Origin of the sequence: Paenibacillus sp. FSL M7-0656 (assembly GCF_038003225.1) — a bacterium.
GTDB classification, from domain to species: Bacteria; Bacillota; Bacilli; order Paenibacillales; family Paenibacillaceae; genus Paenibacillus; species Paenibacillus amylolyticus.
Genome location: NZ_JBBOOT010000001.1, coordinates 6,663,121 through 6,684,861, shown reverse-complemented (window position 1 = coordinate 6,684,861; position 21,741 = coordinate 6,663,121). Strand labels below are relative to the sequence as shown.

Genomic DNA, 21,741 nt, shown 5'->3' with positions numbered 1-21,741 from the left:
TTACTCACCCCACCCTTTTCAATTTCTATAATTATTTAGTACGCATATCTTAATTAATACAAAATACTTCTATCTTAAAAGAAATTTTGTTCAATCCACGATCCGAAATTTAAAGTATACTTCCTAGATCCAGATAGTACTACTCTAAAATGAGTTTGTGATATCAATTCGAAATAGAACTTTCGGTTATTTCCAAAATATACTTGATTATATTGTTCAATAATTTGTTCGCGCATAGTCAACAAATCTTCAGTTTTTTTGATGGGAACGTTGAATGCTACCAGTGATTCTTGAAATGAATCAGAGCTTACTGACGATTCAGAGAACTCAATTATCGGATTTGTGACTCCAGTTAACTTTCTTACATCGTCTAATGTGAAACGCCATTGTCCTCCAACTTTTGATCCTGTTAATTCACCAGATTTCAAGTAATTTCTTATAGTTCTAGTCGTTACTTGTAATTCATTTGCCAAATCCTCGACTGTCCAATAACTCTTCATCCTTGTTCTCCGTCTCTATTGAAATAATATTATTTGCATGCTTAATAGAATTTATATCATGAGAAGTATATATAACAATCTTATCTTTTGAATATTTCAGCAGTGTATTAAATATATCATCCGCTGAATTTTGATCAATACTACTGGTACATTCGTCTAATATATATACATCCGAGTCTTTTAGCAACATTCTAGCAATAGCAACTCTTTGTTTTTCTCCCCTGATAAATTCGCCCCGTTTTCCATTAATATTGTATCCCAGTTCTTTGTTTTAAAAATTGGATCTAGAATCCTAGATTTTTCTATATATTCTCTTTCCTCATTTGTGAGCAAATGACCAAAGCCAATATTCTCCTCTAAACTTCTGGATAGGATTGTAGTGTTTTGGGACAGATATGCAATTCTGGATCTCAGTGAGTAGTTACTTATTTTTTCTATTGGTATATTGTTTATTTTGATTCCAGCACTATGTCGAAATTTAAGTAAGAGTTTCAATAAAGATGATTTTCCTGAACCTGAACGACCTTGTAAGTATACTACCTGACCTTTAGATAACTTCTCTTGTAGTCGGTAATGGATCTCCAAATCGGCAAGCTTAAACTCTGGATCTTCAAATGTAATCGATTCAATTGCATTTACCTCTAGTGTACCATCATCCTCTACATTGTTGTCTAAGTCATTTTTAACAAAATCAAGACTGGTTTCTAAAGTTTTGAAATTTATATTCGCCTCAGTTAACCCTTTCAATGAATTGAAGAATAAAGGGAGAACAATTCCGATAATAACGATACTGCTCATTGGTAGCCAGTTTTGGATAATCGAATAAGTAATCGACAGGTATATTATATTTTGAAAAAGCTGATTTATAAAATCAATGATTGCACTTGATCCCTGAGCAAATTTATTAGTATTGGCTAATGTTCGATACATCTTTCCAATAGTTGGTACAACGATATTTTCTAGAGTCTTATATTCGAAAAGTTGTTTGATATTGTCAACATTAGATAGTGTGGATACGAGGTCTTTGTTAGCGATCGCACCTTCAGACTGCAGAGCTTCCATTTTAAACTTCAACCGTTTGTTAATATATCGGAAGCCAAAAAGATTAATTGGTATCAGGAGTAACAATATCGAAAATACAAGCCAATGAACTGAAAAAGCTAAGATAAGAGAAACCAAAATAATAAATGTTGCCCGGGTTATACCTTCAAAACTTGTGATCATGAATAAATACAAAGAATCGACAGCGGAAAAAATTCTGTTAATTAAGTAAGTTGGTTCAAGTTTGTTGTATGCATCATAGTTCATCTTATACATCTTTTTTAAAAGGGACGATAAGTGTTCCGTATTGAATTTAGCAGTATAATTTTGTCGATAAATCAGTAAAGCAAATTGTAAAATAAATGAAACAATCATGGCTCCTATAATAATTCCAAATACATTTATGTTCATACCATTAGTTTGATTTGATAAAGCCTGAATAATTATAGGAGTAATTGTAGCTGTAATAGAAGTTAAGATAACTAACACAAGCGTTATAGCTACGAATTTCCTGTTCTGCATGATTAAATTTCTCATTATAAGCATCCCCCTCCACTTTTTAGATAACCAAATGATAACATTCATTTCCTTTATTTTCAATGTAATTAGGAAAAAATATGAAAAAATTTTGAAATTTCACTAAATAAGCTAGTTATCCATTACCAAAATTATTAATTATGCTTAGTAGAGATGGCTACCCAAGAACCTCGTAAAGCCCTCAAAATGTGTTCGAAAATTTTAGAAGGTATGTCATTCTTTCTCGAGAAAACAAATGAAAACTTTATGCATTGTGAATGAAATAGAATCAAAGAAAATAAACAGCGTTCCCTTATTTTTAAAAAAGGAACGCTGTTTATTACCAGTTATGCCTTTGGCAGAAGACCAAAATCTTAGAAAAGGAAAATTACGTTTTGTCTTGATTAAAAGGGGAAAACATTATGAACTACTTGAGGTATACAAATAGCCGTAATTGTTTTGTTACTTTTTAATGCAGTTTTATGTTTGTCTATAATCATTCTTTAAGAATATGTCCTTGTTTATCTCAATATAATGCTTCCAATTTGGCGGCACTAGTTCTTCTGGAAATATTGCTGCTACAGGACATGCTAAATCACAAATACCACAATCTGTACACTTGTCTGGATCAATGAAGTATTGATTACTACCATCAAAAGTTTGTATGGCGTTCTCTGGACAGACATTTATGCAACGTGAATCTTTATGTTTTAAACAAGGTTCCGTGATAACATATGCCATATAGTTAATAATCTCCTTTGCCATATAAAAAATTTATTGCATTAATTTCATCTTCAATATTTGATTGTTGCGGAAACACTTCCGTCCTTAATATAGCATCAGTTAAATTTTTTGGAATATGATTATGCTTATCATCATTAAATTCATAACCAAAGAAGTAAGCTACTGGAGTTGTCTTTATAATATCTGACTCTATCAGATGTATTTTTGCTTTATTATGAATTGCAACTATTGAATAATTTAACGATTTTAACTCTCTTATAATTGGTTCTGGTGAATCTGTATAACAATATTCTTTAAACTTGCTATTCATTTTTACTGAATTAATAAAATATAGAGGTTTTATCAAGGTGTTTGTTATTGTGATAGGATTATATTGAGAACACACTAAGCCTAATATTTCATTTTTCTTTATAATGGGGTCATAAAATGGATTGTTATCTCCGGAGGTAATGACAAATTCATTTAATACGTAGTTAACTCGATGAACAACAAAATTATTTGTACTTTTATCTTCAAACAATACAACGTTACCAATTTCAATATTAGTGTATTTGTTTACAGGTTTAATTAATACTTTTTGTTTAGGATTCAACAAAGGAGCCATACAGTCCCCGTTAATCTCTATTATGATCTCTCTCTCTGATTCAAGGGCGTTTTTTGCGAAAATATTAATCATAGATTATAATCCTTTAATAACTTGATAACCAATCAATGTCTGAATAAACGAAACAATATCATTTTCAAACTCACCATCTTCAACTGGAATACTAAATTTGCCTCTTAAGATTTCGTATATCTTAGATAAAGTCATTGTTTCGTTCAAATTGAATAAATCGAATATTGTACAGGCTACTTCATCTTTTAATATTATCGTCTCACCTTTTGGAGACAATATAAAAATACCTTCATCATTTTTTTGATGAAATAAATTATCGTTTATTGTGTAGCTTATCATATCAAAACCTCCTTCTTACTTTTTTTGAAATAGTTCCACATTTGCTTCCTAAAGCTCTTTCTAATATAAATACATTCAAGGTAATTCGTTCCGTTTATGTCACCTGTTTCAGAAGCTTGAATTGCCCTACATCCTCCTCCACAAAATTCTTTAAAGGTACATTTTTTACATTCTGGCAAGTTATACACGGTCCGCTTCCGAGCTTCGATAAAAAGCGGAGATTGATGATATATTTTACTGAGTTCTTGTACTTTAATATTCCCTGCTAACATATTTGGTTCATGCATTAATTTGCATAAGTAAACGTTTCCTTTGCTATCTATTGAAAATTCACCCGAACCATGTCCACAATGTTTTCTATGTTCAAATTGCTTAATAGAAGAATAATTATTGTTTTCAAGGTCTTCCTCACTTAATCTGTATAATTCTTTTTCGAATTCTCTTCTTTCATCCTGATTTAAGCTTTGACTTAGCTCATCATTTTTCCCCTTCCTAAAGAAGAAGTTGGTATGATCTTTAATTGTATTTTATTTCTTTTGGTGAACTTTAAAATTTGTTCAGATGAAAACAGATTGTTTTTTGTGATGGTCTGATTGATTTTTATATTACAGCCTGATTCTAGTAATAAATCAATTGCATTTTTTGCCTTCGCCCAAGTCCCTTTCCCTCTGTTTAAATCATGTTCATTTTCATTCATTGAATCTAAACTAATTGTCACAAGATTAGCCACTTTAGATAGTCTCTCAGCTTTTTTCTTATTTTGGATCAGTGATCCATTGGTTATGACATTTACCTTCATGTTTAAAGATTTAACATATTCCATTAACTCGAAAATATCTTTTCTTAAGAAAGCTTCTCCGCCAGTAAAGACAATAGTTTTTGCGCCTAATTCTTTAATTTCATCAAACATGTTCAGTGCTTCTTCTGTTGTTAAATCACCATCCATTGATCTCTGAGGACTACTTTCCGCATAACAATATATGCAGTTTAAATTGCACTTGTATGTAGTGACAAAATAAACAACACTAGGCTTCATACCTTCCAAACTATTATTCACATTTGAAAAATAATCATTATAATCCTGGGGAGTTCTCCTCTAAAACCGATTTTATATAGAAGTAATAAATTTACAACGTATTTTACAAGGTTTTTATCTTCTATCACTCCAATCAATTCACCAACTGACTTCTTATTGAAAATCAATTCTGAAGCGATCATATATTCTTTTTCATTAAGAACCACCCAGCTATTCAATTGAAAATTATGAATTATATAATCATTACTCTCTCTATAAATCGATAGCTCTGGAAATGATAATTTCTCCAATGTGATAACCTCCATTTCAGAATATCTTATCTCTAACGTACGTTTTTATTTCATGCCTATGAAAACTTTTCAACTAATTGTTACATGAAATCAAATCTAAAACTATGTTTAGAGGTGTTAATTCTGCCTGTTCTCGGTGACTTTTTAAGATTGTAACAGGCAGATATTACAGAAAGAGAACCTAACCTGAGCCTGATCCTGCAACAAAACCACACCCACATGCGCAAGAAGCTTGACCCTTAATAGACATGATAAAGACCTCAGGTTTTGAATAAGGTTTCATAGATATCACCTCCTTTCAAGCAAAATCAACTTACTTGCATTGTAGAAGATTTCTTGCCAAAACTAAAAACTCAGTACCCTATTCTAATTAAAGGAATTTATCATTCACAATACACATTTAGGTCTTGATATATTTTCAGAAAATGAATTAAAATATGTTTTAGTTGGATTTTTATTCAATTTGTAACAATTTAATCAAGAATATTAGAAGAGGAAGTGTTAAGCATTAGAGGTTTTGTATATGAAGACCTTTTTGTTGTAAGGCTAACTCAACTATGTTTTCGAAATTTGTTTCTTTAGAAAATTTAACTACTTGCACAATTTGTTTTTCGTTTTCTTGTCCTTGTTCGGCTGATACTGAAGTACTTAGAGTTACAATGGTAATTAGTGCTACGCAAAGTACAAATAGATTCTTGAAAACATTCTTACCAATTCGCCTACAACATAATATTTTAAAAATGCAATTATTATCCAATAGATTACAATATTTTCTACTAAATTGTACATAGTTCCTTTATCCTATATCTTAAAAATAAAGAGTCGTAATTCGTCAGATAAACGGGAGTTTCAGATTAATGGCTTTAAAAATTCAATTTTCTCACATATGTCTCAACTGTTTTTGGAGTGCAGGACTACCTTCCTACACATCCTGATGAATACCAAAAGCAGCCGACGAGACATATCCAGACCATTCACTTCGTTCTAAAGAAGCAAAATATCAGATACGTGATTCATCGGCTACATATAAGGGTAAAGCTTTTTTTTCTGAAAACTTCTTAGAAAAAGCTCCAGTCGAATTCCTTGGACAGACGCTCCAGCAGATGCACACCGGCAATACTGTTGCCTTTGCGATTCAGAGCCGGGCCAACAAGACCTATGCCGAATTGTCCCGGTACAAGGGTCAGAATTCCACCGGATACTCCACTTTTGGCGGGCAAGCCGACCTCGATGGCAAATTCGCCTGATGCATTATACATACCACAGGTGGTCATGAAGGTTTTGGCAATCTGAACATAGCGACGAGGGATGAGTTCTTCTCCCGTAATTGGATCTGTTCCATTATAGGCCAGAACGAGTGACATTCGAGACAGATCTGCACACGTCACTTCAATGGAGCAATGACGGAAATACACGGCAAGCACGTCTTCAACATCATCCTTAATGACCCCGTTGTGCTTCAAAAAGTAGCCAAGTGAACGATTCATATGACCGCTCTCCGATTCGGACTGGAATACCTCTTCGTTATAGCCCAGCTGATCATTATTCGCCAGTTTGCGGAAAAACTCCAGAATACGCCGTGATTTCTCTTCCTTACAATCTCCTCCAACAAGAGAAGACACCGTAATCGCACCCGCATTGATTAATGGATTAAATGGGATTCCGGGTTCAACCAATTCAAGCTTGATCATCGAATCGTAATCGTCGCCTGTCGGTTCTTTTCCTACATTAAAGAAACCGCTTCTTCCCCATGATCCATCAGGGCCAGAATAAGGGTAAATACTTTGGAGATACTTTGCATCGTAAATGGGACACCGCAATCCCCTGCTGACACATAGTTTCCTTCGGCGTCCATGATATGTATACCGAGCTCATCCTGAGAGGCTTTCACAAGCTCCGGGATATAAGAGGCCACCTTACCCTGCCCGGTGTGCAAACGACTTGTCTCCAGCCACTCCGGCAGCAATGCATTCAGACGTTCCATGGTTGAATTGCTCATATGTCATCTCCTCCACATCTCTATATAAGCAAGCATCTTGCATGAAATGTACATGGGTGAACCCATGCACCATGGTGATAATGAGCTCATCTGCATCATGCAAGATGCCCTATATTATCTGATTACCCTCAGAACAGTTCCTTTACCGCTTCATTTGAAGATTTAACTCCAAGATCTCACCAGGAAGACCATCGTAATCGCCTGTCCATGTGGATACAAAGTTCTGTCTGGTCAAGATCCGGCGAGAAGCAGCGTTACCCGGATCGATAACTGCATAGAGTGATCCAATCCCTGCGGCTTGTGCCTGAATAATCAACCGTGACGCAATGGATGTGCCTTGACCTTTGCCCCAATGTTCAGGTAGGATCATGTAACCTATCTCAGCCTTGGTCGGGTCCTCCTGATCCGGAATCAATTTGGCATACGCCACACCGGCACCATCTTCACTATATACTCGGTAATGTCCACAAGTGGAACGCTCATTAAACTCCAGCATGGACTCAAATTGCGTTCTCGCCTCTTGCTCCGGTATTGCACGTTCTGTAATCTGTTTCATTACTTCCATATTGGAAACCAATGCATAATAATCATCAAAATCAGGTTGTGTGTATTTAATGAACTTCATGATGCCTCCTCTGGGGTACATAACTTATCTTGGTCTTGTTGAATTCACCTAGAGTATAACAGATGCGAATGATGGAATGCACACAAGGCAACACGCTTGCAGGCAGCCAGATGATCCGATAGGCCAACTAAGTCAGCAATCTGACCACTGTAGATACCAAAAAGCGGCCTCAACTGGAGACCGCTTTGTTTACTTTGTTTTTTAATTTGCTTTTTAAGATGAAGAAATATCCTCAGTTCCGTACTTCCAGTGCATGTTGTTAGCTTGCCCGTGATGAAGGGTTAAGGTTCATCTGTTTTTCACGTTGACGAGCACGACGACCTTCACCTGGAGGGGTAATGATCAGTGCGAGCAACAGCGAGACAGCGCAGAGTACAGCAATCACGATGAAGGTTAGATGGAATCCGCCCAGCAGGGCGCTGATGAATGATCCTGCCAAGGCACCAAATCCAAATCCCTGATAGATCACACCATAGTTTTTGCTTTGATTTTTCAGTCCGAAGTAATCGGCCACAATCGCCGGGAATACCGTAATGTTACCGCCAAAGCAGAATGCAACGGCCGCCACACAGGCAAAGAAGATCCCGAAGGTCAGTGGAACCAGACTAAGTGTCATGACAGCTACGGCTGTAACCAGCAGCGCACCAGCGATGACTTTCATTCGTCCTACTTTATCCGACAGCGCACCGAGAATAATACGTCCTGCCGTGTTAAAGATTGCAACCATGGCCACTGCGTTCGCAGCGGTAGCTACATCAAGACCTGCAAGCTGTACACCGATATCTTTAACAATACCGATCAGGTACAGACCGCTCATACACGCCGTGAAGAAAATAACAAACAGCATGTACGCTTCTTTTGTACGCAGCATCTCTTTCACCGTGTAATCATGACGTGCTACGACTTGTTTGGATCCTTCCTTGCTTGCCGGAGCCTGTTCACGAACAACCGCTTCACGGATCAGGAATGATCCCGCAACGACCAGAACCAGAACGATAATGCCCCAGTACATAAATGCCTGAGCAGGACCAACGGCACCAATCAATGCCGTGTTCACATATTTGAACAATAAACTACCGGTACCAAAGGCGCCGACCGAGATCCCCGAGATCAGACCTTTACGCTCCGGGAACCATTTGATCAGATTAGACAGCGACGTAATATACGCCGTACCATCTGCAAAACCAACAACAAATCCAGCCAAAATGTACAGCAGTGTTAACGAGGTGACTTGAGAACTCAGAATAAGACCCAGCCCAAGCACAACCCCGGCTACACGGATCAGACGCTGAAGACCCCAACGTTCCTGCAATCGTCCTGCAAACAATGTGGCAAAAGCCAAAGCAAAACTGGTAATTGAAAAAGTTATCGCGACCGAGCTGACGTCCCATCCGAAACGATCAGACAACGGTTGATTAAATAAACTCCAAGTATAGATGGTTCCAAGACCCATTTGTACAATGATGGTCCCCAATACAATAAGCCAGCGGTTCATTTTTGTAGGTGCAGAAGTTGATTCAGGTGTTGATGAAACGGATGAAATTGTTGCTTTCATCGTGATCTCCCCTTTGCCGATGTCATATACATGAATGCGTTCACAAGCTAATCATACATGAAAGGGGATTCATCACACCGTTTTGAGCATGAGTTGCATCAGATGCGGAATGAAATGCTTCTAGATGCGCATGAGTTGCCTGAATTCTTTGACCTTCCCACGACTCACGGGCACTTCAGCTTCCAAATCGCGCAGACGGAGCAGATACGTATTGTTGAACCAAGGTACAATTTCACGGATTTGCGACAGATTTACGACGTACGAACGGTGGCAGCGAAAGAACGTATCCTGTGGCAGACGGCTGTGAAAATCCGATATGCTCACTGGCATGGTGAACTCCCCATTTTTGGTATATACCTTCGTCACTTTCTCTTGTGCTTCCGCATAGTAGATATCTGCCGTATCCGTAACAATAATATTGTCATTCCGCAGCAGATTAATTCTTCTGTCCGTATGGGAATTCGTATCTCGTTCTCGTACCAGTTCACCATGCGCAGCAGATCCGTCCGCCGTAGGGGCTGGTCCCTCCTCAAAATGTTGCTCCACGGGCGCATGATCACGTTTGAATGCAAGCTCCAGCTTATGGAGCATTGCAGCAATTCGTTTCTCGTCATACGGCTTCAGAATATAATCAAACGCCTCCAACTCAAAGGCTTCCGCTGCATGTTCCTTATACGCCGTCGTAAATACAATGTAGGGTTTCGTTGCAAATTTCCCAATATGATGGGCCAGCATCATACCGTCCAGCGAGGGAATATTGATATCGAGAAAAATAACATCTACTTCTTGTTCCTGCAAAAACTTCAGTACATCCAGCCCATCTTCAAGGCGATCCACCACTTCAATCTGACTATGTTCCTGGATTAAATAATTCAATTCCTCACTTGCCAGAATCTCGTCTTCCACAATAAGAGCTCTCATTGATCCATCATCACCTTGTTACGACATCTCCTTTGGGCACATCAAATAAAATATCGGTTCCTTGTTCCAGCCGCGTAATGGTTACACCTTGTCCGTAGATAAGCTTGACCCGTCGATGCACATTGTATAGCCCGATCTGGTTACCAGGCATACGGTCGTGGTAGACCCGTTCAATAATATCTGCACTGATCCCTGCTCCTGTATCGCTGACACTGATTCGTACAAACTCCGGATAATCCTGTACCCGAATTCGAACAGTCCCGGGTCCTTTCACCTTGAGAATGCCATGAATAATGGCATTTTCGACGAGCGGCTGGATAACAAGACTCGGAATATGCACCGCGACCTCATCAATGTCATAGATCACGTTAAGTCGGCTACCAAAGCGAGCTTTCTCAATCTCTACATAATTACGGACCTGCTCCAGTTCCTTATGAATATCAATTAACTCATCCGACAGCTCCAGATTGTAACGCATGTACCCCGATAGATTCACAATCAGCTCCCGCGCTCGATCCGGTTTGGTTCGGATGGACGAAGCAATCGCATTTAGCGCATTAAACAGAAAATGAGGATGAATGGTAGTCTGTAATGCACGTAGCTCTGCTTTGTTGGCAGCAGCCTTGATCTCTTCTACCCGCGATACTTCCATCTGGGTTGAGATGATCTGCGATAGACCTACAGCCATCGTTTGTAATGGATACGTAATTTTGTACGCTTTGCGATAATAGATTTTGAGCGCACCTGTAATGTCTCCTCGTTCTTTGAGCGGAATGATTAACAGCGAGTGGATATCGGGTGTTTTTTCATCAATGACATCATTACTGATCGTAATCTCCCCGCTAGATATCGTCTTCTTGGTCATCTCACTTATAATTTCATTACCGATATGATATCGTTCCTCGCCAAATCCTACATACGCCAGTACATTCCGGGTATCCGTAATTGCAACCGCATCGGCCTGAATATCCTCCTGAATAATCCGGCAGATTTTGCGCAGAGAATCCTCATCAATCGAACGGAAATACGGTAAGGTCTTGTTTGCAATCTCCAGTGCCAGCTTCGCCTGACGAGCCGCAATCATTTCCTTTTCCCCTTCAACACTCTGCACCAAGAGCACAATCAGCCCAATGTTGACTTCACCCAGAATCATAGGCAGCGCAATCTGCGAGACGATATCGGCACCCAGTGGATCGGGATAGGAAAATAACAGGATTAATAACATCGTGAGCGCTTCACAGATCATTCCAGCACCAATACCGATAATCCATCGCTTGGGCTTGGGCGTGTACTTATGTATATAACCGGAGACCAGACCTGCCAGGATACTCGTGATTAGACACGGTATGGCTGTGACTCCATCCATATCAATCAAATACCGATGCACCCCGGAGACAATACCCGTAATAATACCCACAGGCGCTCCGAACAAAATACCACCCGATAACACGGCGATGATCCGTACATTCACCAGTGAACCTTCAACATTAATGCCCGTATATGTCCCGAAAATGGCAAAAGCACAGAATAACAAGGTAACCGCAATAGACTCCTGCCACCTTAATTTCCCCTTTTGCAGAATCTGCCTAAACCTTGGCACCCTCGACAGAAAGAATAAAAATATAATCAACAGCGCCGCCCGTTCAAATAAACCCAGCAGCATCGTAAACATTTCCAATCCTACTTCCTCCACATCTGTCTGAAATAAAATGCATATCGACACAGCCACGCCTTTTTGACTTAATATCCAGGACATTAATCCATAAGGCTCGTATGCTCGTATGCTCGTATGCTCGTATGCTCGTATGCTCGTATGCTCGTATGCTCGTATGCTCGTATGCTCGTATGCTCGTATGCTCGTATGCTCGTATGCTCGTATGCTCGTATGCTCGTATGCTCGTATGCTCGTATGCTCGTATGCTCGTATGCTCGTATGCTCGTATGCTCGTATGCTCGTATGCTCGTATGCTCGTATGCTCGTATGCTCGTATGCTCGTATGCTCGTATGCTCGTATGCTCGTATGCTCGTATGCTCGTATGCTCGTATGCTCGTATGCTCGTATGCTCGTATGCAACAGTTTACCGCTCCCCCCGGAGGAAAGCAAAGTCCATCCTGTGAAAATACATCAACTATATTGCACCAAGCACACCATAGTTCGTCCCTTAACTTCTATGGAAATGTCCGACTCCAGAAAAACCTATGTTATAATCAGTTGTCATGTTATTCCAATTATTCCCGATCGCTCATCGGCGATTGTCCTGCGAATAATCTTAAGCATCTCAACTCTGGCACTCATCGTTCAAGTCTACAACCTTAAAGGAAACCCATATAACTTTATTTTAATATTCGTATTTATCGCTTCATTAATAGCCACTCGTTCTTTTAACGTTACGAACAAAAACAGATAAAAATAAAAACAATAGGCCATGGCAGGCTCTATGCTATCTGAAACTAATCCAAAAAGGCCAACCAGATGTTCTTGGTTGACCTCAAGTCCAAAATTCATGAAAAATTTCGCCTAATAAAATAACTTGGCGTGCAGCTCCAAGCATGGCAATAACTGTTGACCAAATTGCTACCATAAGGAGAATACGTTTTGTCGTCCGGGTCGTAGAGCTCCCAGAAGGTGTCCGCCCCATCTTTTAGCATGCCGCCCCAATACCTTCGGATCTGCTCCAGTGCCTTCTCCTCTTCCCCGCACATAAGCAATGCATCAACATAATGATGAACCATGTACGGCGTGGTCATGCCAATAGCTTCTTCGTTACTCATTAACCGATCAAGTAATTGCCGGGAAGCTGGAGCATCCATGATCTCAGCCAGTACCATCCATACTTGCGATGCCCAGGATACCTGTCTTTTTTCACCACTGACGAAAAAGCCCTGCTCACCATCCCACAGATATGTGTGGGCTGCTTGCTCAGCGTCTTTGATGTGTGCGTTAATCCATTGCTCATACTCCGGCAACTCTAGTTCTTTGGCAATCGACCTTCCCCTTTTCATACTATAGATGAGAACTGCCTGAGCACCGGCCTGTTTATTTAGTTCTTCATGCCAGTCCAGAAAACAATACCATGTATCGTCATCCCTTACGATGCCCCGCTCATCAAGTCGTTTAAGCCCAATCTCAATCTGTTCTCTAGCCACCGGCCAAAGTTCTTCCAACGTTTCCCTGTCCTTGGTAGCTTCAAAATAGTCCCATAATGTCGCAATAAAGAACAACGCATAGTCATATAGGTAAATGTCGTCCACGTACGGTTCTGGTTTTTCGTACAAACAGGCTCCTACCTGGCCGCCTTCCAATCTCGTTCCGGCAAAGAGATACAAACAGCGCTTGACGAGATCATTACAGCCGAATGTTTCATAATTGACGAGGGCCTGAAGGCGAAGATCTCCGATCCATAAACGTCGATCGCGCTTCGGTCCATCTTCGAATACCGTCTGCATGCAATCCCGGAGTGTCTTCACGGACACGCGATCTATTTCCAGCAGCTCCTTGTCGATACCTTCAGGCAATTGAGGTACTGCCCCTATGTCTGCTGAAGTCACCGTCAAGCAATATATATCGTTAATTCGAATATCGTAACGGATCGACGTTTCTACCACCTCGATTTTCAGATACCGAAAGGCATATCGACGGTTCAGTGTTAGCGTGCCAGGTAACACATCCATATTCACGATCTCGTCCTGAAGCCATGAACGGCTAAGCCAGCCCGAATATTCTGCAAAATTCTCACCGACCTCACAGGGCATTTCTCCAAATGTGAGCTTCAACCTGAGAGGTGCATCTGCATTGCTGCGTTCGTTAAGAAGCGACAAGGTCAGATAACCGACGAGATGCTCCCCGAAATCCAGCGTAACACTGTCTCCCTTGCACAACACTTGATCAGATAGTTGTTCTGCTAAGCCGAGTGGTTCGATACGCCATCCCTGAAAAGCTGACGCATCCGGAACTGCGCTCACGATATGTTCCGGATAGACCTTTTGCTGGTGAAGCTCCGGCATTAGACGCTGTGCTTTTTCCAGCCAGGCGTTGTTTATCACTTTTTCATTCATTGCAGTGTCCTCCTTAACCTTTGACCGCCCCAACGGTCATACCACCGATAAAATATTTTTGCAGGAACAAGAACGCCAGCAGCAACGGTAGTGCGCACAGAAAGCACGCTGCAAACAGGACATTCCACTGCGTGGGATTTTGCTGATCGCCCAAAAATCCGAGCATGGCCAGTGGTAACGGTGAATCTCCTGCGCTGGAAATAAAGATCATATTGAAGAAATAATCGTTCCAGATCCAGACACCTTGTGTAATAATGACCGAAACCGTTACCGGAATGAGTAAGGGGAACACGACGGTCCAGAACCGTTGGAATAATCCCGCCCCGTCGATGTGCGCCGCTTCTTCTACCTCCTCAGGCACACCGCTTCGAATGAAGCCCGTGTACAGGAAAGTTGAAAACGGCAGACTGCACGTAATGAACATGAAAATAGGCGTATATTGATTCGTTGGGATATGAAGCGCATTAATCATTTGCACGATCGGTATCAATACCATTTGCGCAGGTACCACAAGTCCGGACAAAAAAAACAAATACATGAACTTACTTAGCTTTGTCTTCAAACGGGCCATCGGGTAGGACGCCATTGCCGCAAACAGGACAACGAACACGACCGATACGCCGGTTAACACCACGCTGTTCCATAGCGCTTCCGGAAAGTGCATGCGGTCGAAGGCAGCCTTGTAACTTGCAAAGGACATCTCCCGGAACAGGACCAGCGGATTTGTGTTGTTGCTTGGATCTCGGAGTGATGTCGAAAAGGCAATAATTAACGGAATCAGGTTTAACGCCATCACCAACAACACGACAACCTGAATGGACCCTTTCCCCAAAACTTTACGAAGCATCATGCCGACACCTCCCGTTTGTTCATTTTCAGGACAAAAACAGCGGTAATGACGATAATTACGGCAAAGGAAATGACGCCAAGAGCCGAAGCTTTACCAAAGAGTTGTTCGGTAAATGCCATCTTGTATATGGTATAAATAAGCGTGTTGGTAGCCGTACCGGGACCGCCATTTGTCATGATAAACGGGAAGTCAAACGCTTTGAGTCCATTGATCAAACTTAACGTCACGTTGATTGTAATCGCTGTTGCCAGTAATGGAATCTTCACATGTCGCAGCAATCTCCATGAGCCGCAGCCATCAATCCGTCCGGCTTCCAAAAGGTCGCTCGGAACAGTCTGTAGTCCTGCAAGGAAGATAATCATTGTCGTTCCGATCGTCTTCCAGATTTCCACGAAGATAATAGAATACAGTGCGGTCGAGTAATCACCCAGGAAATTCAGTTCATTTGCGATACCCAGTTTATCGAGAAAGGAAGAAATCAGCCCGTAATCCGGCATATAGACGTAACTCCACAAAAAGCCGACGACAATCGCACTGAACAAAGTGGGAATATACGCCAGGGAACGGTAAATCCCGGTTCCTCTTATTTTCATGTTTAACAGTAATGCCATTGCCAAACCGATGATATTGCCAGCTATGACGGTGACGAATGTATAGATCAGTGTATTTTTTAAAGAAATGCCTAGGATGTCGCTCCGGAACAATTCCTTATAGTTGTCGAAACCGATATAGTTATAGGCTTGGGCGTACCCGTTATAGTCCGTTATACTGTACTGGAACAACCGCAGGATCGGGAAGATCCAGAAGGTCAGGTAGAAGATCAATGCCGGCAAAGCAAACCAGTACATGGACTTTTTCATTACAGTAGAGCTCATCCTGCTCCATCCTTTCCAAGAGGGCCTGCGGCAAGGGAGAAGGACAATCATTCTCCCCTTTACAGCAGACAGCATCGTTTTGTTCTAGTTTTTCCACAGCTCTCTAAACTTGGTTTCCATGGCGTTTGCCACATCTTCTGGTGTTGTTTTCTGTCCAGCAATAATCTCGGCAAACTTTGCTTGCATGACGTCCGATACTCCTGCTGGCCACATCTGGTTGCTGAAGTAGATGGAATTTCCAGTTTGTTGATAATTGTCATTCACTTCCTTGAACAATTCATTTTCAAGTTCTACGTCCTTATAGACGCTGATGGAACTGTTGGCTTCCACAAATGCTTTGAACAGATCGGATTCACCATCAAACAGGTAGTTCAGTACTTCCTTGGCTGCATCCAGGTTTGCCGATTTGGCGTTCAAAGCGTATCCGGCAGATGTTGCAGCAGATACAAACACCGGCTGTTCCGGCTCGTTACCTGGCAATGAAGCGAATCCGCGAGTAAAATCGGTAGCGCCTTTGGACGTCATGGAGGCATAATCCCATGTTCCCGTAAAGGTCATGGCTGCTTTCCCGTCGATAAACAACTGTGCAGATTGGGCACTGCCAATACCAAGCGAGTTTTTAACGACGTAGTTGTTATCATAGAGCTCTTTGTATTTCGATATCGTTTGAACCCACTTTGGATCAGTCAGCGATTTTTCGCCGTTCTGCAGTTTGACATCAAAATCCAGCTCATTCGGATACACGACATTGGCCGCAATCGGATACATACCGAATTGGATCATCCAAGGGTCCTTGTCACCCATCGCAATTGGTGTTACGCCCGCTGCCTGCAACTTTTGGCATAAGTCCAGAAACGAAGGCCAATCCTTCGGAAACTCGGAATATCCCGCTTGTTGTAACAACTCCTTATTGTAGTAAACTCCCAAGAAGTCCAACCCTTCGGCCACCCCGTAAGGTTTACCCTCATAGGACATATCTTCCTTCGCTCCTTGGCTGATGTTGTCCCAGAACTTCAGATCTGACAGATCCGCAGCAAAGCCTGCCTTTGCAAAATCAATGACACCGCCAGCCGCATTTTTCGGGAAAATCCAGAAAATGTCCGGTCCCTGTCCAGCCGCAAGCTTGGTTCGAACAGATGTATTGTATTGATCATCAGGCAACTTTTGTACTTCCAAGTTAATGTTCGGGAACTTCTCTTTGACTAGGCGCGGCAAGGTCTCCAGCTCGAAATCCTCTCCCTCAGATGCCTTGTTTCCCGAAAGCATCATCGTCAACGTAATTGGCTTTCCTGACTCATCTGTACTCCCGTTATTGGTATCCGTACCGCCCCCCTCCTCGCTACTGGAGCTGCATGCGCTCAGAAACATCAAGAGCAGTACCAAAGCTAAGGACCACAGTCGTTTTCTTTTTTTCATCTTGTCATTCCCCCAATTCATGTTTATTCTTGCTTTGTGCACATTCTCATCATACGGTGGGCAAAAGTGCATTTGCTTTGGCTCGTATGGTGCACTATTTTTAGAATTGACAAATGGCGGGAGGAGCACGTATGATTCTGTTCAACATCAAAACTAAACTTTTTCTGGTCCTCGTCCTCGTATCAATCGTGCCAATTATCGTTGTGTCTGTCAGTTCCTATCGCAGTTACACGAAGCTGGTGAGTGAGCAGACCTCTCTCGTGACGTCGACAACTATAGGCAATTCGGTCAAGAGCATGGAGGAAATTTTGCAGAACATCGACCGGATCTCCGTCACACTCCTTCAGCAGTCTTCCAATGCAACCGCTTACAGCACTGTGAGTGATGAACTAATCAAGTTGAACGGTACCAACGATCAATATGAAATCTTCATGATTCGCAGCAAATTGAAATTGATCTTTGAAAACATTCTGCTTGGTTACAATTACATCAATGGTTTGTACCTTTTCACACCTGATGGCAAATGGATAAGCTATGGCAGCAGCGGTACAGACCTACGCCTCGATTATGTAGCACTTCGGGATGAGTGGTATCTGGATACGATCCAGCGAAAAGGCGATTTGTATATTGGTGAAGTAGGCGTCAAACCTTACATCATTAACGCCAAGGAATCCATTGGCTTCTCCAGAGCCCTCTACGATCCCAACAACAACGAGTTCCTAGGCGTGTTTATGCTGGATTGCAGTATGAACATTTTTGACGGTCTAAAACGTAATCCGGCACCAAGCTTGTCCAATCTATATCTGGCGAACGACGCTGGCGAGATCCTGTACTCCAGCGACGGAAGTAGAGTTGGCACTCCTCTCTCCGATACTCTGGCTGCGGCAACGCATCAAGTCGGAAACAGTTCACAGTACAAATCAATCCAAGATAACATGATGACGGTAATCCAGAAAGTTCCCGGCCGCAATTGGAACGTGATTGCCAACATCTCTATGGATCGGTTGTATGAGGAGTACAACATCTCACAAAAGTTGCTGTTATACGTGGCCGTAAGCTGTGCCGTCATTTTCCTTCTACTTTCCTTTTTCTTGTCCAACCTGATCACCAAACCCATCATCGAATTGACCAAACTGATGCGCAAAACCAAATCTCATCGTTTTGTGACCATCAAGCCTCAAGTAACAAGGCAAGTCGATGAAATAGGCATCCTTTACCACGAGTTCAACAAAATGATGAAAGATATCGATACACATATCCGAGAGAGTTACCAGAATAAAATCCTCATGCTGGACTCCCAGATGAAGGCATTGGAAGCACAGATCAACTCCCATTTCCTCTACAATACGCTGGAGTCGATTAATAGCATTGCCGAGATCGAAGAAGTTGAGAGTATTGTGGTGATGACCAAGTCACTCGGGGACATGTTCCGCTACAGCATCAAAACGGACAGCGAGCTGGTCGCGGTCAGCGAAGAACTTCAACATGTAGAAAACTACATGGCCATCCAGCAGATTCGGTATGGTGACAAGTTCGCGTTCAACCTGAATGTAGACCCGGAAATTCGGAGTCGTCGCATGCTGAAACTTCTGTTGCAACCACTCGTGGAAAATGCCATCTATCACGGGTTGGAGAACAAACGTGGGAAGGGTTCCGTTACCATTACCGGTTTGTTTCAGGGGGACAGCATCGTGTTCGAGATCTGGGACGATGGCGTGGGCATGTCCTCAACACAAGCGGAGGAACTTCGACAATTGCTCCAGCAGCCACCTGAATTCGTCACCGTTGGTCAAAGGCATAAACAAAGCATCGGCATCAAAAACGTGCATTCACGAATTGCTTTGTATTACGGAGAGGGTTACGGCCTTTCGTTTCATACCGATTTGAATACAGGAACTCGAATTACACTCGAAATTCCGGCCAATTGGGAAAAGAGGTGACCAAGAGATGTACACGTATATCGTTGTGGACGATGAACCCTTGATCCGCAAAGGTTTGTTGAAAAAAATCGGGACTTTTGAGCACTCGCTTGAACTCTTAGGCGAAGCAGATAACGGGGCAGATGCCTTGGCTTTGATTGAATCGTTCAAGCCGGACATTATCTTTACGGACATGCGCATGCCTGAGGTCGACGGCAAGCTGTTGATCAGGACAGTATGCCAGCAATATCCGCGTATCAAGTTAATTGTCATTAGCGGACATACCGATTTTGATTATATGCAGGAGGCCATCTCTGCGAAAGTTGTAAATTACCTGCTGAAGCCTTTTAGCCGGGATGAGATCCACGGTACGCTTCACCAAGCCATCCAAGCCATCGAACAGGAGCGCTCTCTTCAGCGGGAAGTCGTTCTAAGAGAAGTAGAAACGGAGCAGATGAAAAGGGATGCAGACATGCAAGCCTTCCTGAATTATGTGCTGGCTCCCCATTCATCCATCAAAACACCTGTGTTCCGCTCTGCGGAATTTGCCGCCATCATGGCATCTGACCAGTTCATTTTATTGACGATTTATGGTCCTCAACCGCTTACAGCACAGCAACTACCTACCTTTTCGAATGGCCTGTACATTCCTCATCCACAAACGGATCAAGTACTGTTTTTCCTGATGCATGATCTGGATTGCTCAGGCCAGCTTGATTTGCAGAAAATGGCGGAACAAACTGCGAGTATCATTTTGACCAAATCCGAAACTACGGATTGTTGTGTGGGGATCAGCTTGCCTCATACAGGCATTGGTGGGGTCCGAGAAGCTCATCATCAAACGATCCTTGCGTTGGACGAACGAGCCATTACCGATTTTGGCAAATGTTACGTATTTTCACGGGAGCAATTTCCTTTACATCAACTGAAGTGGGCTCGAACATATGAACTGTTATTTTTTATAGAGAGCGGGAATGTGCCGAAGGTGGAAGAGCTCATCACCGATTTCTTTGCTTTCTACATACGCCAGCCTGACGCTTTGCTTGCCCACCTGAAAGAGCAGTGCAGAGACATTATCACGGAAACCAAACGGCTGCTGAGTAACTATATCCAGAACGGAGGTAACAGTAGCGCCTCTTCCAGCTTGGAGGCTGTCCTGAACGTCTCGTTCGATATGGAGTGCATTAGGCATTACATGGTAAAGGTGCTGACGGGAACAGCTCTTCTGCTTAAGGAAGACAACCCCTACGCATCAGATCAAGTGATCGACAACGTCAGGACATATATCGATAATCACTATACCAAGGATTTAACGCTGGAATGGGTATCGTCCCTGTTCTACCTGAACCCGAGTTACCTCAGTCATTTATTTAAAGAAAAGACATCCGAGAACTTCACTGATTACGTAAACAGACTACGGATCAGGCAAGCCAAGCAGCTCTTAACGAGCACAGACGATAAAATCTATCGGGTTGCCAAACAGCTGGGTTACGACAATCCAAAATATTTTTTTCGGGTGTTTAAAAAATTGACCGGTTGGACCCCAGAGGAATACCGAAAGCAACACAAATCCTTCACCGCAAAAAACAAGGAACCAGGCCATGCATGATGGCCCAGTTCCTTGTTTTCGTTGTTGTGGTTCTTAGCGATCATTCGGCAGGTACTGGCCTTCTTCCATCAGCCCATATTCCTTGAAGCTCGCAAGTACTAAGATGGTCGATTTAACCAACATAACATACTCAATGAAAATTTTGTTTTTGCGGTAACACAAGCAAGGTCATGGGTCATTTCGATAACTACAACCAATATTCAACCGAGTAATTACCACAAGGCTTGTCCCTGGTTATTCAATCAAAAGGGCGTTCCAAAAGTCATCTTCCTGACTTATGGAACGCCCCACCCACTAAAATTACTTCATAAACATTCGATGTAATTTGGTTTTGTAAAATAAATCAATTTACACAACAACGGAGAGGACAGAAATAACCTAAAGAAGCGAAGCGTGCGCCTTTATCACCGGATTTTACCCTTGGAAAGGGTCAATCAGAAAATCCGGGGATAACAGCGCTCGGAAGGTTATTCTGTCATCGCAGTGCCCCCGTGTAAACAACGCTCTTTACCCCACCCAACATTACATCGAATCCCTACCTAAACATCCCCCACAGCTTAATCAAATGAAACGTATTGTTCGGATCAATCTTCTGTGCAAGCACAAAAGCAACAAACTGCTCCTCCTGCGCCGGAGAGAAATTCTCATTCATAATGACTGCCGAAGACTTGACCAACCTTCTGACCTTGGCCTTATCTTGCAGATCAGACTTGGTCACGCCATCAATCAACTTTTTGATACGCTCTTTGACAGCGGGATTTTTCATCTTTAATTTGATCCGCTCCACCAGCTGCGGACTAATTCCATATTGTTGATAACCCAAAACGTATAGC

Annotated in this window: 20 protein-coding genes and 2 pseudogenes; 3 read left to right on the top strand and 19 right to left on the bottom strand. The window is 42.0% G+C overall.

Going from position 1 to position 21,741, the window contains the following annotated elements:
* Positions 1–74: 74 nt before the first annotated feature.
* A complete protein-coding gene (locus MHI01_RS29200) occupies positions 75–500 on the bottom strand; it encodes a helix-turn-helix domain-containing protein (protein ID WP_340984693.1) in 426 nt (141 codons plus the stop codon).
* Positions 463–2,063, bottom strand: a pseudogene (locus MHI01_RS29195) (ATP-binding cassette domain-containing protein). Before MHI01_RS29195 ends, MHI01_RS29200 begins: the two are co-directional and overlap by 38 nt.
* 268 nt (positions 2,064–2,331) lie before the next feature.
* Between MHI01_RS29195 and MHI01_RS29190 the strand changes: the two are divergent.
* Complete coding sequence (locus MHI01_RS29190) at positions 2,332–2,505, top strand: hypothetical protein (protein ID WP_340984691.1); 174 nt, start codon at positions 2,332–2,334, stop codon at positions 2,503–2,505.
* 32 nt (positions 2,506–2,537) lie between these two features.
* Here MHI01_RS29190 and MHI01_RS29185 read toward each other — a convergent pair whose 3' ends face one another.
* The 16 genes and pseudogenes from MHI01_RS29185 to MHI01_RS29110 all read right to left on the bottom strand — a co-directional run bounded on the left by MHI01_RS29185 (position 2,538) and on the right by MHI01_RS29110 (position 17,380).
* Entirely contained in the window at positions 2,538–2,798 is a 261-nt protein-coding gene (locus tag MHI01_RS29185) for a DUF362 domain-containing protein (RefSeq protein ID WP_340984690.1), read from the bottom strand.
* A gap of 4 nt (positions 2,799–2,802) precedes the next feature.
* Positions 2,803–3,477 carry a hypothetical protein gene (locus MHI01_RS29180; RefSeq protein ID WP_340984689.1) on the bottom strand — a complete coding sequence of 225 codons (675 nt, stop codon included), beginning with the start codon at positions 3,475–3,477 and terminating at the stop codon, positions 2,803–2,805.
* A gap of 3 nt (positions 3,478–3,480) precedes the next feature.
* Positions 3,481–3,756 carry a PqqD family peptide modification chaperone gene (locus MHI01_RS29175; RefSeq protein ID WP_111621113.1) on the bottom strand — a complete coding sequence of 92 codons (276 nt, stop codon included), beginning with the start codon at positions 3,754–3,756 and terminating at the stop codon, positions 3,481–3,483.
* Entirely contained in the window at positions 3,753–4,079 is a 327-nt protein-coding gene (locus MHI01_RS29170) for an SPASM domain-containing protein (RefSeq protein ID WP_340984924.1), read from the bottom strand. The genes MHI01_RS29175 and MHI01_RS29170 overlap by 4 nt, the downstream gene beginning before the upstream one ends.
* Positions 4,080–4,225: 146 nt before the next feature.
* The gene (locus MHI01_RS29165; protein WP_340984923.1) at positions 4,226–4,792 is read right to left on the bottom strand and encodes a radical SAM protein; all 567 of its coding nucleotides are present in this window, start codon (positions 4,790–4,792) and stop codon (positions 4,226–4,228) included.
* A 17-nt stretch (positions 4,793–4,809) separates the two neighbouring features.
* Complete coding sequence (locus MHI01_RS29160) at positions 4,810–5,082, bottom strand: hypothetical protein (protein WP_340984688.1); 273 nt, start codon at positions 5,080–5,082, stop codon at positions 4,810–4,812.
* A 1,058-nt stretch (positions 5,083–6,140) separates the two neighbouring features.
* Positions 6,141–7,081, bottom strand: a pseudogene (gene glsA / locus MHI01_RS29155) (glutaminase A).
* 142 nt (positions 7,082–7,223) lie between these two features.
* Positions 7,224–7,706, bottom strand: a complete 483-nt coding sequence (locus MHI01_RS29150; RefSeq protein ID WP_047843670.1) for a GNAT family N-acetyltransferase — start codon at positions 7,704–7,706, stop codon at positions 7,224–7,226.
* 259 nt (positions 7,707–7,965) lie between these two features.
* On the bottom strand, positions 7,966–9,201 hold the full coding sequence (locus MHI01_RS29145) for an L-lactate MFS transporter (protein WP_036675050.1): 1,236 nt from the start codon (positions 9,199–9,201) through the stop codon (positions 7,966–7,968).
* Positions 9,202–9,381: 180 nt separating this feature from the next.
* Positions 9,382–10,182, bottom strand: a complete 801-nt coding sequence (locus MHI01_RS29140; protein WP_340984687.1) for a LytR/AlgR family response regulator transcription factor — start codon at positions 10,180–10,182, stop codon at positions 9,382–9,384.
* Positions 10,183–10,192: 10 nt separating this feature from the next.
* Complete coding sequence (locus MHI01_RS29135) at positions 10,193–11,845, bottom strand: sensor histidine kinase (protein ID WP_036660169.1); 1,653 nt, start codon at positions 11,843–11,845, stop codon at positions 10,193–10,195.
* 643 nt (positions 11,846–12,488) lie between these two features.
* The gene (locus MHI01_RS29130; RefSeq protein WP_340984686.1) at positions 12,489–12,689 is read right to left on the bottom strand and encodes a hypothetical protein; all 201 of its coding nucleotides are present in this window, start codon (positions 12,687–12,689) and stop codon (positions 12,489–12,491) included.
* Entirely contained in the window at positions 12,686–14,239 is a 1,554-nt protein-coding gene (locus MHI01_RS29125) for an alpha-L-rhamnosidase-related protein (RefSeq protein ID WP_340984685.1), read from the bottom strand. Before MHI01_RS29125 ends, MHI01_RS29130 begins: the two co-directional genes overlap by 4 nt.
* A 13-nt stretch (positions 14,240–14,252) precedes the next feature.
* Positions 14,253–15,089, bottom strand: coding sequence for a carbohydrate ABC transporter permease (locus tag MHI01_RS29120; RefSeq protein ID WP_340984684.1), 837 nt, complete (start codon positions 15,087–15,089; stop codon positions 14,253–14,255).
* Positions 15,086–15,937 carry a carbohydrate ABC transporter permease gene (locus MHI01_RS29115; RefSeq protein ID WP_339194495.1) on the bottom strand — a complete coding sequence of 284 codons (852 nt, stop codon included), beginning with the start codon at positions 15,935–15,937 and terminating at the stop codon, positions 15,086–15,088. The genes MHI01_RS29120 and MHI01_RS29115 overlap by 4 nt, the downstream gene beginning before the upstream one ends.
* Positions 15,938–16,048: 111 nt before the next feature.
* Positions 16,049–17,380 carry an ABC transporter substrate-binding protein gene (locus MHI01_RS29110; RefSeq protein WP_340984683.1) on the bottom strand — a complete coding sequence of 444 codons (1,332 nt, stop codon included), beginning with the start codon at positions 17,378–17,380 and terminating at the stop codon, positions 16,049–16,051.
* Positions 17,381–17,511: 131 nt separating this feature from the next.
* On the opposite strand from MHI01_RS29110, the gene MHI01_RS29105 reads away from it, so the two are divergent.
* Together MHI01_RS29105 and MHI01_RS29100 are read left to right on the top strand one after the other, a co-directional pair.
* Entirely contained in the window at positions 17,512–19,320 is a 1,809-nt protein-coding gene (locus tag MHI01_RS29105) for a sensor histidine kinase (RefSeq protein ID WP_340984682.1), read from the top strand.
* A 7-nt stretch (positions 19,321–19,327) separates the two neighbouring features.
* Positions 19,328–20,908: a response regulator transcription factor gene (locus tag MHI01_RS29100; protein ID WP_076328021.1), complete on the top strand. Its 1,581-nt coding sequence runs from the start codon at positions 19,328–19,330 to the stop codon at positions 20,906–20,908.
* Positions 20,909–21,443: 535 nt separating this feature from the next.
* Here MHI01_RS29100 and MHI01_RS29095 read toward each other — a convergent pair.
* Positions 21,444–21,731 carry a stage VI sporulation protein F gene (locus tag MHI01_RS29095; protein ID WP_036614589.1) on the bottom strand — a complete coding sequence of 96 codons (288 nt, stop codon included), beginning with the start codon at positions 21,729–21,731 and terminating at the stop codon, positions 21,444–21,446.
* Positions 21,732–21,741: the final 10 nt, after the last annotated feature.

Coding starts and splice junctions, on each gene's coding strand:
- MHI01_RS29115 (WP_339194495.1), bottom strand. CDS start 15,937: ATGTACTGGTTTGCTTTGCCGGCATTGATCTTCTACCTGACCTTCTGG.
- MHI01_RS29185 (WP_340984690.1), bottom strand. CDS start 2,798: ATGGCATATGTTATCACGGAACCTTGTTTAAAACATAAAGATTCACGT.
- MHI01_RS29150 (WP_047843670.1), bottom strand. CDS start 7,706: ATGAAGTTCATTAAATACACACAACCTGATTTTGATGATTATTATGCA.
- MHI01_RS29165 (WP_340984923.1), bottom strand. CDS start 4,792: ATGAAGCCTAGTGTTGTTTATTTTGTCACTACATACAAGTGCAATTTA.
- MHI01_RS29110 (WP_340984683.1), bottom strand. CDS start 17,380: ATGAAAAAAAGAAAACGACTGTGGTCCTTAGCTTTGGTACTGCTCTTG.
- MHI01_RS29145 (WP_036675050.1), bottom strand. CDS start 9,201: ATGAACCGCTGGCTTATTGTATTGGGGACCATCATTGTACAAATGGGT.
- MHI01_RS29140 (WP_340984687.1), bottom strand. CDS start 10,182: ATGAGAGCTCTTATTGTGGAAGACGAGATTCTGGCAAGTGAGGAATTG.
- MHI01_RS29105 (WP_340984682.1), top strand. CDS start 17,512: ATGATTCTGTTCAACATCAAAACTAAACTTTTTCTGGTCCTCGTCCTC.
- MHI01_RS29180 (WP_340984689.1), bottom strand. CDS start 3,477: ATGATTAATATTTTCGCAAAAAACGCCCTTGAATCAGAGAGAGAGATC.
- MHI01_RS29100 (WP_076328021.1), top strand. CDS start 19,328: ATGTACACGTATATCGTTGTGGACGATGAACCCTTGATCCGCAAAGGT.
- MHI01_RS29135 (WP_036660169.1), bottom strand. CDS start 11,845: ATGCTGCTGGGTTTATTTGAACGGGCGGCGCTGTTGATTATATTTTTA.
- MHI01_RS29120 (WP_340984684.1), bottom strand. CDS start 15,089: ATGATGCTTCGTAAAGTTTTGGGGAAAGGGTCCATTCAGGTTGTCGTG.
- MHI01_RS29125 (WP_340984685.1), bottom strand. CDS start 14,239: ATGAATGAAAAAGTGATAAACAACGCCTGGCTGGAAAAAGCACAGCGT.
- MHI01_RS29130 (WP_340984686.1), bottom strand. CDS start 12,689: ATGAATTTTGGACTTGAGGTCAACCAAGAACATCTGGTTGGCCTTTTT.
- MHI01_RS29175 (WP_111621113.1), bottom strand. CDS start 3,756: ATGATAAGCTACACAATAAACGATAATTTATTTCATCAAAAAAATGAT.
- MHI01_RS29200 (WP_340984693.1), bottom strand. CDS start 500: ATGAAGAGTTATTGGACAGTCGAGGATTTGGCAAATGAATTACAAGTA.